This window comes from Flavobacterium terrigena, assembly GCF_900108955.1.
GTDB classification, from domain to species: domain Bacteria; phylum Bacteroidota; class Bacteroidia; order Flavobacteriales; family Flavobacteriaceae; genus Flavobacterium; species Flavobacterium terrigena.
Genome location: NZ_FNYA01000008.1, coordinates 115,089 through 129,106, shown reverse-complemented (window position 1 = coordinate 129,106; position 14,018 = coordinate 115,089). Strand labels below are relative to the sequence as shown.

The window sequence follows — 14,018 nt, the reverse complement described above, 5'->3', positions numbered from 1 at the left end:
AATTTGCTTCAAAAATAAGAAAATATTTCATAAATAACACATATTTGTGTTTATAAAAGTTTTTGCTAATCGTCAATTTCACATTATGAAAATTGATGAAGAAAAATTTGCTGAAAATTTTGGTAAAAAGATTCGAGAAGTTAGAATAAAAGCTAAACTTTCTCAAGAAATGCTTGCCAACGATGCGAATATTCCAATTAATCAAGTAGGAAGAATTGAGCGTGCAGAAATAAACACTTCAATAAATACAATTTATAAATTAGCAAAAGCACTTGGAATTGATGTAAAAGATTTATTTGATTTCGAAAAGAAAGATTAAATTTGCAAACAAAAGAATATGTTTGATATTTTAATTATTGGCGGTGGTGTTTCTGGGGTTTCAGCAGCTTTAATTTTTGGTTCAGCAAAAGAGAAATCTTTTATGGTTGATAAAAAAATTGGACTAATTGCACATCAGAAAAATTCTTCCTTACAAAAAGCAATCTTTAATAATGCTTACGGAATTTACGCCGGAAAATTAGGTATTGAACTTTTAGATGAAAGTTTAGCGCATTTATCTAACAGCTATCCGCATGTAACTCAAATTGTCGAGGAAAAAGTCTTACATATTTCCGGAGAATTTGGAAATTTTACAATTACTACAAATAAAAATAGTTATCAATCAAAATTAGTTATGATCGGTATTGGTGCTGGAAATCCGTTTACGATTGAAGGTTTAGAAAACTATGTTATTCCTCATAAAAAAGCGGCGCCAGAAAAAAACAGAATTCAGTTAGCAAATAATGATCATTTAGTAACTGAAGGAATTTATGTTATCGGAACTTTAGCCGGACATAGAAGTCAGTTAGTGATTGCAGCTGGAAGTGGCGCAAGTGCAGCTACGGATATTTTAACTTTATGGAATGATGGCAAACCAGTTCAGGTTCATGATGCCGTAAAAGAATAAATTATTCTTTTTTATATACTTTTTTGTATTCTTCTGCTTTTGTCATTAGGAATTGCAACAAAGCTAATTTATCTGAATTTTCAACAGCTTCGCTTGATTTTGGATCGAAATTACAAAAGTCTAGAAATTCTTCAACATCTTCAGGTTTCAATTTCAAACTATTGGCCAAAAAATCATTACTATAACTTTGAGTAGTAAATGTCCTGAATTGAACAGGTTCTTTATCCTTAAACGCTACTTTATCTTTATTTTTAAATATCCCTTTGATAAGATCGAAAACTTTAACAAAATCAACAGGAGTATATACAGTTCCATCAGAAAAATTCACACTTGGTTTATTGTATGTAGCAACTGGCATTCCGTATTTCATTCCTTTTAAAAATGGCTGCTTTTTTTCAACCACAACTTCTTCAATCTTAATGGATTTCTCAGATAACTTAATTTCTAAAGGTGTATTATAATCAAATAAGGAATCGACATATATTTTTACAACATCGTAATTTTTATGGTAGAACGAAATCCAATTTCCTTTAGTGGCTTTAATTTCAAAAATACCATCTGTATTCGTTTTCACCACTTCTTTGTTAGTGATATTGATTACCTCAACATTTTGAATCGGTAAATTATTAGTAGTTACTTTTCCTTTAATATTTTGAGAAAAACAATTCGTAAAGAAACAGAAAAGAAGTAGCGTAATTTTAATTTTCATACCAATAATTTAGTAATCCAAAATTAAAATATAAATAATGCCCAATAGTTAAGTAAAAGACAAAATTTGTAAAGATTTTCTTAAATTATTTTTGTTTCTCCAAAACTTTTTGAATCATTTTGTCTCTTGGAAGTACAATTTGATAATAAGCCGTATCGTTAAAAAGTTGTTTTGAAAACTCAGCATTTAAGTACGCTAAGACTTGCTCTTTTTGTTCGGATAAATTAAAAAGCAATCCGTTTGAAGTCACATATTCCTTAAACTGCGTGAAGTATTTTTCTTTTTTAAACAATTCGTTTTTTAATTCTTGTTTGGTCATTTTACTAAAAAAAGCTCGATTTTTATCTAATTTTTCAAACGCATAATAACTCATAATATCCGATTGAAGCAACAATTCTAAACCTTCTTTATCATGATTTTTTTCAATTGGCACGAACACATCTGGAATAATTCCACCGCCACCATAAACAATTCTGCCTTTTTTGGTTTTAAACTTCAAACTATCAGCTACTTTTATGCTGTCAGCTTCGTATAATTCACCACTTAAGAAACGTTTTTCAAATTCGTTAAAATATTTTTCACCTTTATCTTCATAAGGTTTCTGAATACTTCTTCCTGAAGGTGTGTAATACCTTGCAATGGTTAATCGCACCGCAGAACCATCATTCATTTTCATTTCACGTTGTACCAAACCTTTCCCAAAAGAACGGCGACCTACAATTGTTCCTCTATCGTTATCCTGAATTGCACCAGCAAAAATTTCACTTGCTGAAGCACTATTTTCGTCAATTAAAACATACAATCTTCCTGTTTCAAAAACACCTCTTTCGGTAGCGTATGATAAATCTTCCGTTCCTTTTTTATTCTTTGTTTTAACGATTAATTGTTTGTCTTTTAAGAATTCATCAGCCATAGCCACAGCCATTTCTAAATAGCCACCACCATTTTCTCGCAAGTCGACAATTAGCTCTTTTATTCCTTGTTTTTTTAGCGAAACTAAAGCGTCATGAAACTCATCGAAAGTGGTTTCAGCAAAACGACTGACTTTAATATAACCTGTTTTATCGTTTACTTTTGTTGCCACAAGAATACTTTTCACAGGAACTAAATCGCGAGTAACATTAACTTTAAATCTTTTGTTTTCTGATTTTCTATAAATTGTTAAATTAACAGTGCTGCCAATTTCTCCTTTTAAGATTGGAAATAAATTATCAGATTCGTATTTTTTCTTAAAAAGTTGTTTGTTATTTGCGAACAAAATTCTGTCACCAGCTTTGATACCTACTTTAGCTGAAGGTCCATTTGGAATAGGCTTTATAACCGTTAATGTATCTTTGTACATGTAGAAATTAACACCAATTCCCACAAAATTTCCTTCCATATTTTCGGCAACATGCGCCAATTCTTTTTTTGGAATATATATAGAATGTGGATCTAGATTTTCTAAAATCCCAGTAACTGTTAAATCGACAATAGAATCGGTATTGACATCGTCTACATATTCACTATCAATAAAGTCGATTAGTTTATTAAGTTTGAGTTTCCCTTCGGTTTTAGCACCGATACGAGCCTGTTTCAAAACATCAATTTTATTTCCTAATAGCAATCCGCCTGCAAAAGACAAAGCAATGATTACAGGAATAAAAATATAATATTTGTTATGTGGTTTACTCATTTAAAACTTGTAAATGTTCGGCTTCTACACCTGCTTTTCTTAAAAAATCGACACCAGAAGTGTCTTTATATTCTTCTAAATACACTACTCTTTTTATTCCCGATTGATGTATTAATTTACTACAATCTTTACAAGGTGAAAGCGTAATATATAATGTTGCACCTTCACAGGATTGTGTAGAACGCGCGACTTTTAATATCGCATTCGCTTCTGCGTGAAGCACATACCATTTGGTTAAATTTTCTTCATCTTCACAGCAATTTTCAAATCCGCTTGGCGTTCCATTATATCCATCAGAAATAATCATTCTATCTCTAACAATAATTGCGCCAACTTGCTTGCGTTTACAATATGATAATTTTCCCCATTCGGTTGCGATGCGTAAATAGGCTAAATCGTATTTTAATTTTTTCTTTTCTTTCATTTTTGTATTTGCCACGAAGGCACTAAGTCGCTAAGTTTTTTCTTTGTGAATCTTTGCGAAATTATTCTATGTTCTTACTTAAAAATTTCGCTTTGTAAAATCATTGGCAAAACTACACCAATTATAAATGACGACAATACTAAAGCCCAATCTCTTTTTGAAAATCTGAATACGGTTTGCACTAAATAGGCAATTATCAAAACAACAATTACTACAATTATTTGAGCGGCTTCAATTCCTAATGCGAATTCTAGTAATGGAAATAATTTATCTGAATTACTTCCTACCATTATAGTATTGAAATAATTCGAAAATCCTAAACCATGAATCAATCCGAAAAACACCGTGATTAACGCGACAAAAGTGATACTTTCCTGTTTACCCGATTTTCCGGCTGTAAACAAATGAAAAATAGCGGTTATCAAAATCGTTATTGGAATTAGAAATTCTACTACATTCACCTGAATTTTTACGATTCCGAAAACAGATAAAAACAAAGCAAATGTATGACCAATAGTAAATAAGGAAACCAATAATAATACACGTTGCCAATCTTTAAAAGCATATGGAATCATTAAGGCAATAAGAAACAAAATATGATCATAAGCACCAATGTCTAACACGTGCTTTAATCCCATATTGAAGTATATTAAAAATTCTTGCATAATAGTAGTAGGTTAAATAGATTTTCAAACTTACAGAATTTTGAGTAAATAAAAAAGCGACATCACTGTCGCTTTCCAATTTTAACTTATTATAACACTTTATATCTTATTATAACTTATTTTGCGTTTTTCATAAACTCTTCCGCTTTTTCCACCATAGCTTCTACACCACAGAAAAAGGGTACACGTTGGTGTAATTCTGTTGGGATAGTTTCCATAGTTCTAGTGAAACCATCTGATGATTTTCCACCAGCTTGTTCCGCGATAAATGCCATTGGATTACATTCGTATAACAAACGTAATTTTCCTTTTGGTGCTTTTGAACTTGTTGGATAAATATAAATTCCGCCTTTAATCATATTTCTATGAAAATCTGATACTAAACTTCCAATATAACGAGATGTATATGGTCGGTCTTCTTCTTCAGCTTGACAATATTTGATATAATCTTTTACACCTTGTGGAAACTGAATATAATTTCCTTCGTTTACAGAATAAATATTACCTTTTTCCGGAAATTTCATATTTGGGTGCGATAAATAGAATGTTCCAATAGCTGGATTTAAAGTAAACCCATTTACACCATGACCTGTTGTATAAACTAACATAGTTGATGTTCCATAAACCACATATCCTGCAGCAACTTGAGCTGTTCCTGGTTGCAAGAAATCTTCCAAAGTTACAGGAGTTCCAATTGGCGATACTCTTTTGTAAACAGAAAAAATAGTTCCAACAGAAACATTTACATCAATATTTGAAGATCCATCTAACGGATCCATCAATACCACATATTTATTATTGTGACTTTTATCTAAACCTTCAACTGTAATAAATTCATCGTTTTCTTCAGATGCAATTCCACAAACAATTTCTCTGTTTATTAACGTTTGAATAAAAACTTCATTCGCATAAACATCCAATTTTTGTTGGTCTTCACCTTGAATATTTTGATCACCAGCTGCACCAACAATGTCAACTAATCCAGCTTTATTCACTTTGTAGTTCACTACTTTCGCAGCCAAACGAATAGAATTAATAATTTTTGATAATTCTCCCGAAGAATATTGATGTGCTTTTTGATTTTCGATGATAAACTCACCAAGGGTTTTATTTCTTTCTTCCATTACGAAATCTATTGAGTTGAATTGTACTGCAAACTTACGCAAATTTACACGAATATTTTAGGGTGTTTAAAATTTTTGAAATGTGTTCTAAAAAAGTAAAAAAATCAGTTTTAAACTAAAAATATAAATTTTTGTTATATTTTAAAATATTTTTTTAAAATTAAACTCGATTAATTACATTTGCATACTTTTATAACAATTTTTTATAATGTTGAAAATCAGAAAAGGAACACCAAATGACATGCCGGCGGTTTTGGATTTAATTACCGAATTGGCCATTTTTGAAAAAGAGCCAGATGCAGTTGTTATCACAGCTGAAGACTTGATACGAGATGGTTTTTCTGAAAACCCTTTATTTCATACTTTTGTAGCAGAAGTGGATGAGCAAATTATTGGTATCGCTTTATATTATTACCGATTTTCAACATGGAAAGGAAAAACCATCCATTTAGAAGATTTAATTGTAAAAGAAAATAGCCGAGGAACTGGCGCTGGTTTTGCTTTGTATTCTGAAATTATCAAACAAGGTAAAAAAGACAATGTTCGTAGAATTGAATGGAATGTTTTAGATTGGAATACACCAGCTATTGAATTTTATGAAAAAAGTGGCGCAACAGTTTTAAATGATTGGCGAGTAGTTCACATGGACGAAACCGGAATGGAAGCTTTTTTAAACAAATAATAAACACAACTATTAATATTGAGTAACGACACAACTTCGTCACTCGCAATGCAAGAAGAATGGAAATATTCAAATTTGGTGGCGCATCGGTAAAAGATGCTGCTGGAGTAAAAAACGTTTTGGAAGTATTAAAAACAGTAGGACACGAAGATGTTTTATTGGTAATTTCTGCAATGGGTAAAACCACAAATGCGTTAGAAATTGTAATTAAAAATTACTTTGATAAATCTAACGAATTATACGCTTCACTTCAAGATATTAGAAAATATCACAATCAAATTCTTTTGGATTTATTTGACGATGAAGAACACGAAGTATTTTTTGATGTCAATGCACATTTTGACGATTTAGAATACTTTGTTAGAAGTAATAAATCGCCAAATTATCCTTTTGTTTATGACCAAATCATTAGTATTGGTGAATTAGTTTCGACTACAATTGTAAGTCATTATTTAAATTTTGCAGGAATTCCTAATCAATGGTTAGATGTTCGTCAATACATTAAAACGGATAATAATTATCGTGATGCGAATGTAGATTGGGATCACACTCAAAAATTAATTTCAAAAATCAACAAAAAGAAATCACTTTTTGTGACGCAAGGATTTATCGGTGCGGATGAGAACAACTTTACAACTACTTTAGGTCGTGAAGGTTCAGATTATACAGCTGCCATTTTTGCCTATTGTTTAGGTGCGCAAGGTGTAACGATTTGGAAAGACGTTCCTGGAGTTTTAAATGCCGATCCAAGATATTTTGAAAATGCGGTTTTATTAAATCAAATTTCTTACAGAGAAGCGATTGAATTGGCTTTTTACGGAGCAAGTGTGATTCACCCGAAAACCTTACAACCTTTACAGAAAAAAGAAATTCCTTTATATGTGAAATCATTTATCAATCCGACTTTACCTGGAACAAAAGTGAGTAAAGGAGTTGATTTAGAACCAAAAACTTCTTGTTTCATTGTAAAGAAAAATCAAATTTTAATTTCACTTTCTTCTATTGATTTTTCATTCATTATGGAAGAAAACATCAGTGAAATTTTTGCTTTATTTCATAAATACAAAATCAAAGTGAGTTTAATTCAGAATTCGGCGATTAGTTTTTCTGTTTGTGTAGAAGACAAATTCGATAAATTCAAAGAAATCAAAACCATCTTATCAAAAAAATTCAAAGTATCATATAACGAGAATGTTTCTTTATATACGATTCGTCATTTTGATGCGATTTCAGCAGAAGTCGTAGAAAAAGACAAAGAGGTTTTGGTAAAACAAATTAGCCGTGAAACGTTGCAAATTGTAACGCAATAACAATACAAACTAAAAAAATTAGCCACGAATTCTCGAATTAAAAAATCTAAAAAAAAGATTAAAACCGACAAAGTCGATTAATAATTCGAATCAAACTTACCAAAAGTAAATTCGGAAATTCGTGGCAAAAAAACTAAACTCCTAATTAAATTTACTTTAATTAGGAGTTTTTTTTACTTCAATTTTATACGTCTGTTTTATTTTCTTTCAAAGGTCATATAGAATCGCTTTTTCGTTAAAGATATTTGTTTACAACAAATTAGTTTTTATAGCGATTTATTAATTTTCTAATGTCATTCACTTAACAAACAAACTATTACTTTGCTGAAACAATACAGAACGTATTATGGCAAGAATAGTTGATGTTGTAGTAATTTCCGACACCCATTTGGGAACTTATGGTTGTCAGGCGAAAGAACTGCTTTCTTATTTAAAATCGGTTACTCCAAAAAAACTAATTATTAATGGTGATTTCATTGATATTTGGCAGTTTAAAAAAAGTTACTTCCCGAAGCCTCATTTAAAAGTCATTAAAAAAATTATCGATTTAGCCACAAAAGGTACTGAAGTAGTTTACATTTTGGGAAATCATGATGAATTTTTGCGTCGATTTGCCGATACGAATTTCGGAAATATTGAATTGACGAATAAAAAAATTATGACACTTGATGGCAAAAAAGCCTGGTTTTTTCACGGTGATGTTTTTGATGCATCTGTGCAACATTCTAAATGGATTGCAAAATTGGGCGGTTGGGGTTACGATTTCTTAATTCGTTTGAATGTTTTAAGTAATTGGTTTTTAACTCGAATTGGAAAAGAGAAATATTCCTTTTCGAAAAAGATTAAAAATAACGTAAAGAAAGCCGTAAAATTTATTGGGAATTTTGAAGATGCCGCCACGGAATTAGCGATTGAAAATAATTTCGATTATGTGATTTGCGGACACATTCATCAGCCACAAATTAGAAAAGTAGAAAACAAAAAAGGAAGTTGTATGTATTTGAATAGTGGCGATTGGATTGAAAATTTAACCGCTTTAGAATATCACAACCAAGAATGGAAGATTTACACATATGATAAAAATGATTTTCAAGACGAGTTAGAAAACGAAATTCACGATATTGAAATGAAAAGCATTGAGAATTTAATTAAAGAAGTTGTTGCATTTAACTAAGAAATTATGAGAATTTTATATGCCGTACAAAAAACTGGAAATGGTCATTTAGCCAGAGCGCAAGAAATCATTCCGCTTTTAAGAATTTATGGAGACGTTGATATTTTAACGAGCGGAAGTCAATCGCAAATTAATTTAGGTTTTCCTGTCGATTATGATTTTAAAGGAATTTCTTTATTTTATGGAAGCAACGGAAATGTTTCTTTTTTGAAAACCTTTTTCAAGAACAATTACTTCCAATTTATCTATCAAATTTTAAAACTTAACGTTTATAAATACGATTTGATTATTAACGATTATGAACCAATTTCAGCTTGGGCTTGCAAATTAAAAGGCGGAAATGTCGTTTCTTTATCGCATCAATCTTCTTTATTTTTTGAAGAAACACCAAAACCTAAAAAAACGAGTTGGTTAAGTTGGAAAATTTTTAAAAATTATGCGCCAGTAACCAAAAAATACGGATTTCATTTTAATGAATACAATGATAAAATTTTCAAACCTGTCATTCGAAAAAAAGTTAGAAACTTAAAACCATCGACTTCAGGAAATTACATAGCGTATTTGCCATCGTATTCCGACATCAAAATTATTAAAGAATTGAAACGAACTTCTGCTAATTGGACTATTTTTTCTAAACATGCAAAAACTTCTTATTCAGCACATAATTGCACCGTATTTCCAATTGATGAAAACGAATTTTTAAGTGCTTTCGCGAATTGCGCTGGTGTGTTATGTAATGCTGGTTTCGAATTACCATCGGAAGCGTTATATTTAAAAAAGAAATTATTTGTTATTCCGATTAAAAAGCAAATTGAACAAGAATGCAATGCTTTGGCTTTAAAAGAAATGGGTGTATTGACTTCCAAAAAAATCGATTTTAATTTAATTGAAATGTGGATTTTATCTAACCGAATTATTACCGTTGATTATTCTAATAACGTTGAAGGAATTATTGAGGATATTGTTTTAGAAAACACCTCTTTTGATACTGAATTTCTATTCATATAAACTGGATTAAGATTGACAAAAAAGTAGTGTTTTTCATTTATTGTGGTTAGTAAATAGTCGCTCTTTTTTCCCGTTTAAACATAAAAAAAGCCCAAACGATGTTTGGGCTTTTTTGTAATGTATTTTAAAATTACTTCTTTCCAGAAGCTTCTAAATTTCTTTCAATTTTATGATCTGGTCTACTCCATTTTGGTTTTTCACCTAAAGCTTCAAATTTAGAATCTGCAGCTTCAACCGTTTCTGGTTGCATTTTTTTGATGAATGGTTTTTGTGGATTTAATCCTAACATTTCAAACATTTTCATGTCTTCATCTACATCCGGATTTGGAGTAGTTAGTAATTTATCTCCAGCAAAAATAGAATTCGCACCAGCAAAGAAACACATCGCTTGTCCTTCTCTACTCATATTTGTTCTTCCAGCTGATAAACGCACTTGAGTTTCTGGCATTACAATTCTGGTAGTAGCTACCATACGAATCATTTCCCAAATTTCAACTGGTTTTTCATCTTCTAACGGTGTTCCTTCAACAGCAACTAAAGCGTTAATTGGCACCGATTCTGGTTGTGGGTTTAACGTAGAAAGTGCGACTAACATTCCAGCTCTATCTGAAATACTTTCACCCATTCCGATAATTCCACCACTACAAACGGTTACATTTGTTTTACGAACGTTTTCAATAGTTTCTAAACGGTCTTCAAAACCACGAGTAGAAATTACTTCTTTATAATATTCTTCAGACGAATCTAAATTGTGATTGTAAGCATACAAACCAGCTTCTGCTAAACGATGTGCCTGATTTTCAGTAATCATACCTAAAGTACAACAAACTTCCATATCTAGTTTATTAATGGTACGAACCATTTCTAAAACCTGATCAAACTCGGCACCATCTTTCACGTTTCTCCACGCTGCACCCATACAAACTCTAGAAGATCCAGAAGATTTGGCACGTAATGCTTGTGCTTTTACTTGAGAAACCGACATTAAATCGTTTCCTTCAATATCTGTATGGTAACGAGCAGCTTGCGGGCAATATCCGCAATCTTCTGGGCAACCACCAGTTTTTATTGATAAAAGTGTAGAAACCTGAACCGTATTTGGGTCATGATGTTCTCTATGTATTGATGCAGCATCATATAACAATTCCATTAAGGGCTTGTTGTAAATGTCAATTATTTCTTCTTTCGTCCAGTTATGTTTAGTAACACTCATAAAATCATAAATTAATGCTCCAAAAGTACTAATTTACATTTGAAGAAAAAATTTATGAGGGAAGTTTTTAATGTTTTGAAACTGCAGGAACGTCTTTCCAATATTGCATAATGGCGAAAGAGCCAATTAATGACGAGGCAACACCTTCAAAAAGTAGCACAGCACAGTATTTTACCAAGTTTGTTTTTCCTGTAAAGAAGAAAGTATCAGCTAATGTTGCTAAATAACTTTCACCACCTTTAATGTAAACAAAAACTATTAGTCCAATTATACCTAAAACTACTCCAATTATACCTGTTTTAAAACATGAAATCAAGTTTTCTAGATATCCTGTTGTTCCGTTGGCGTAATTGCTTTTAACGGTTTTCCAAATTCCGAAAAGCACAATAAAAGCGTTTAAAATTCTAAGATAATTTTTGTCAGCTAACCCAAACAAGTCCATTAGTAAAAAGAAAATACCAATACCTACAAAAATTAAGATTCCGTTTTTAATTTCAACTTGATTTTTCATACCCTATATTTTTTTTGATTATTATAAATGTACGAAAATATTATTTATCTGCTTGATTATCAATTGAATTTTTAAAATTATTTTAACGTAATTAATTCAAATTTTGAAGTAAAACCCAATCATTATGGGCAAAATAATTAAACTTAGCAGTTGCCATATCTGTCTTTTCGTTTATCAATTTATAGAAAGGTCGTCTGTTAATAGAAACTTCACATTCCACAAAAATAGAGATAGGTTTTTTGGATTCTTTTTTGATTTTCTGGCAATATTGCCAAATTACGTCTGGCGAATTGCTTAAAATTTTGATTTGTTTCGGTGTTAATTCTGCAGCATAATTATAATAATAAGACACGCCAGTGTTTTTATCTACAACCTTAATTTTTAAAAACCCTTTTCTTTCGCGAAGCATCATTCTCCAAGACAATCTATGACCTTCTTCGGTAAACAACACATCGCCTTTAATAAAGTGATGTCGCAATGGCAAAATTAATTGTACGATAAAAAACGGCACAAAAAGGAAGAGCAATAATTTGGTATTGAAATTATTATTAGGAAGAATTTCTTCTTTTTTATTCAAAAATTTCAGCGGAATTGAATCGTAAAGTAGCACTATAAAACTCAGCGCTAAAAAAGGAAAAATCCCAATTTTCAACGTATAAGCATTAAAAAGATGAAATCCGAAAGAGGCAATTATGGCTAATTTTCTGGTTTTCTTCCACAATAAGGCTGGCAGAATTAGTAAATCGAATAAAATTCCGATGTAAGCATAAGTTAATAAAAACCATTTCTGATTGAAAATATCTAGTAAAAACTGACGTTGTGTAATTCCGTTTAAAAGAATTCTGGAGAAAGTTCCATCTAACCAATCGGGATATAATTTGGCAATTGCCGCATAAAAATATAAAATTGCCAATTGAAAAATTAGCAAATAAGGCATCCATCTCGGGATTTTAGTTTGTTTTATTTTTGGAAATAATTTCGCATCTACACTCAGTTTACCATTGGCTGGCAAAAAAATCATAATGATACAAATGAGAATTAAAAAGTAGTAATGATTATTATAATGTTCTTTCTGAATTAAATAAACTGCAGTCCACATAATCGTGAAAGCAATCATAACAAATCTGTAGAACAATCCGAAAGTAATTAGTAAACCTAAAATTCCCATTGTAAAAAAATAGGCATACATTTTTTCGCCATGTAAAACTTGCAGAAAATCGAATCCAATAAAATTAAATGTGAATTTACTTTGAACGAAAACAGCTTCTACCCAACCTAACAAAATGGCTCCAAAACTTTCGGAAGCGATTAATAGTCCAAGTAAAATTCTAAAAATTACTAATCCGGAGTTATCAATTGTTTCAGCAAGCCACTTTTTCATATATGTAAGATTTATTTTTTAGCGGTCATATATGTTATCACCTTTTTAATTATTGATGTTTGCATATACAAACTTCTAGTCAATGGTGATTTCATTATTTTAAATTTTCAAAATAATGAATTGTGTTTTGTTTGTCTAATTCTAATTGCGATTTTAAAGCTTCGAAAGAATCGAATTTTTGTTCATCACGTAATCTTTCTAAAACACTGACTTGAATTTTCTGATTGTAAATGTCTTTATCAAAATTTAGCAGATGCACTTCAATAGATAATTTATTTTCTCCTAACGTGGGTTTTACGCCAATATTCATCATTCCAAAAACACTCTGATTGCTGACATTTGCCTTTACAACATAAACTCCATTTTTAGGAATTAATTTATAGTCTTCTGGAATTTCAATATTTGCAGTTGGAAAATTAATAGTTCTACCTAATTGATTACCTTTTACTACATTTCCAGTTAAAACATAAGGATAACCTAAATATTCATTAGCTAAAGCTATGTTACCTTCTAAAAGTGAATTTCTAATTTTTGTAGAACTTACCGAAACCTCATTGATTTGTTGAGCTGAAATTTCTTCTACTTCAAAACCAAATTCTTTTCCGAAATTGATCAAATCATTAAAATCGGCAGCGCGGTCTTTACCAAATTTATGATCGTGACCAATTATAATTTTTTGAATATTTAATTTTTCAACTAAAACCTGAGTAACAAATTCTCTTGGAGATAATTCTGAGAAAATTTTATCAAATGGATGAATTATAAAATTTTGAATCCCTTTTTTCTCTAATAAAGCTGATTTTTCTTCCATTGTATTCAATAATTTAATATCATAATTATTAGAAACAATTAATCGTGGATGTGGGAAAAAAGTAAGAATAACACTTTCCAAATTTTCTTGTTGTGCGGCTGAACAAATTTTATCTAAAATAGCATTGTGACCAATATGCACGCCATCAAAAGTACCTAAAGTAACAATTGTTTTTTTGGATGTGGTAAAATCTTTTATTGAATGATAGATTTTCAACTGAAATTTTTTATGCAAATTAATTGATAATAATTATTCTAAACAACAAAATTGGTTAATATAAATAAAAATTCGTTTTAAAATAAGAGTCAAATAAACCAAAAAAGTAAAAATAAAATTAGCAAAACACAAAATACAATCAACTTAAACCTCAAAACATTAAAAATCA

The 14,018-nt window shown here is 30.5% G+C and carries 15 protein-coding genes; 6 read left to right on the top strand and 9 right to left on the bottom strand.

What is annotated here, in order from left to right; translation table 11 throughout:
- Positions 1–85: 85 nt before the first annotated feature.
- Together BMX42_RS13000 and BMX42_RS12995 are read left to right on the top strand one after the other, a co-directional pair.
- Entirely contained in the window at positions 86–319 is a 234-nt protein-coding gene (locus BMX42_RS13000) for a helix-turn-helix domain-containing protein (RefSeq protein ID WP_091315263.1), read from the top strand.
- A gap of 18 nt (positions 320–337) precedes the next feature.
- Complete coding sequence (locus BMX42_RS12995) at positions 338–946, top strand: FAD-dependent oxidoreductase (RefSeq protein ID WP_091315260.1); 609 nt, start codon at positions 338–340, stop codon at positions 944–946.
- Position 947: 1 nt separating this feature from the next.
- Here BMX42_RS12995 and BMX42_RS12990 read toward each other — a convergent pair whose 3' ends face one another.
- From BMX42_RS12990 to fbp, 5 genes are all read right to left on the bottom strand, one after another.
- Entirely contained in the window at positions 948–1,655 is a 708-nt protein-coding gene (locus BMX42_RS12990) for a hypothetical protein (RefSeq protein ID WP_091315257.1), read from the bottom strand.
- An 85-nt stretch (positions 1,656–1,740) separates the two neighbouring features.
- A complete protein-coding gene (locus BMX42_RS12985; RefSeq protein ID WP_091315254.1) occupies positions 1,741–3,330 on the bottom strand; it encodes a S41 family peptidase in 1,590 nt (529 codons plus the stop codon).
- Positions 3,323–3,754, bottom strand: coding sequence for a deoxycytidylate deaminase (locus tag BMX42_RS12980; protein ID WP_091315252.1), 432 nt, complete (start codon positions 3,752–3,754; stop codon positions 3,323–3,325). Before BMX42_RS12980 ends, BMX42_RS12985 begins: the two co-directional genes overlap by 8 nt.
- Positions 3,755–3,828: 74 nt before the next feature.
- Positions 3,829–4,419, bottom strand: coding sequence for a HupE/UreJ family protein (locus BMX42_RS12975; protein ID WP_091315248.1), 591 nt, complete (start codon positions 4,417–4,419; stop codon positions 3,829–3,831).
- Between the two features lie 116 nt (positions 4,420–4,535).
- Complete coding sequence (gene fbp, locus BMX42_RS12970) at positions 4,536–5,543, bottom strand: class 1 fructose-bisphosphatase (RefSeq protein WP_091315245.1); 1,008 nt, start codon at positions 5,541–5,543, stop codon at positions 4,536–4,538.
- Between the two features lie 211 nt (positions 5,544–5,754).
- On the opposite strand from fbp, the gene BMX42_RS12965 reads away from it, so the two are divergent.
- The 4 genes from BMX42_RS12965 to BMX42_RS12950 all read left to right on the top strand — a co-directional run bounded on the left by BMX42_RS12965 (position 5,755) and on the right by BMX42_RS12950 (position 9,717).
- A complete protein-coding gene (locus BMX42_RS12965; protein WP_177169175.1) occupies positions 5,755–6,225 on the top strand; it encodes a GNAT family N-acetyltransferase in 471 nt (156 codons plus the stop codon).
- 59 nt (positions 6,226–6,284) lie between these two features.
- Positions 6,285–7,535: an aspartate kinase gene (locus BMX42_RS12960; protein WP_091315238.1), complete on the top strand. Its 1,251-nt coding sequence runs from the start codon at positions 6,285–6,287 to the stop codon at positions 7,533–7,535.
- Between the two features lie 346 nt (positions 7,536–7,881).
- Positions 7,882–8,709, top strand: a complete 828-nt coding sequence (locus BMX42_RS12955) for a UDP-2,3-diacylglucosamine diphosphatase (protein WP_091315234.1) — start codon at positions 7,882–7,884, stop codon at positions 8,707–8,709.
- 6 nt (positions 8,710–8,715) lie between these two features.
- Positions 8,716–9,717 carry a glycosyltransferase family protein gene (locus BMX42_RS12950; RefSeq protein WP_091315230.1) on the top strand — a complete coding sequence of 334 codons (1,002 nt, stop codon included), beginning with the start codon at positions 8,716–8,718 and terminating at the stop codon, positions 9,715–9,717.
- Positions 9,718–9,847: 130 nt separating this feature from the next.
- Here the strand turns inward: BMX42_RS12950 and bioB are convergent, their stop codons facing one another.
- The 4 genes from bioB to BMX42_RS12930 all read right to left on the bottom strand — a co-directional run bounded on the left by bioB (position 9,848) and on the right by BMX42_RS12930 (position 13,849).
- Positions 9,848–10,930, bottom strand: coding sequence for a biotin synthase BioB (gene bioB, locus BMX42_RS12945; RefSeq protein WP_091315227.1), 1,083 nt, complete (start codon positions 10,928–10,930; stop codon positions 9,848–9,850).
- A gap of 67 nt (positions 10,931–10,997) precedes the next feature.
- A complete protein-coding gene (locus BMX42_RS12940; protein ID WP_091315223.1) occupies positions 10,998–11,441 on the bottom strand; it encodes a hypothetical protein in 444 nt (147 codons plus the stop codon).
- 91 nt (positions 11,442–11,532) lie between these two features.
- Complete coding sequence (locus BMX42_RS12935; protein ID WP_091315221.1) at positions 11,533–12,822, bottom strand: HTTM domain-containing protein; 1,290 nt, start codon at positions 12,820–12,822, stop codon at positions 11,533–11,535.
- A gap of 94 nt (positions 12,823–12,916) precedes the next feature.
- Positions 12,917–13,849, bottom strand: a complete 933-nt coding sequence (locus BMX42_RS12930; protein ID WP_091315219.1) for a bifunctional riboflavin kinase/FAD synthetase — start codon at positions 13,847–13,849, stop codon at positions 12,917–12,919.
- Positions 13,850–14,018: the final 169 nt, after the last annotated feature.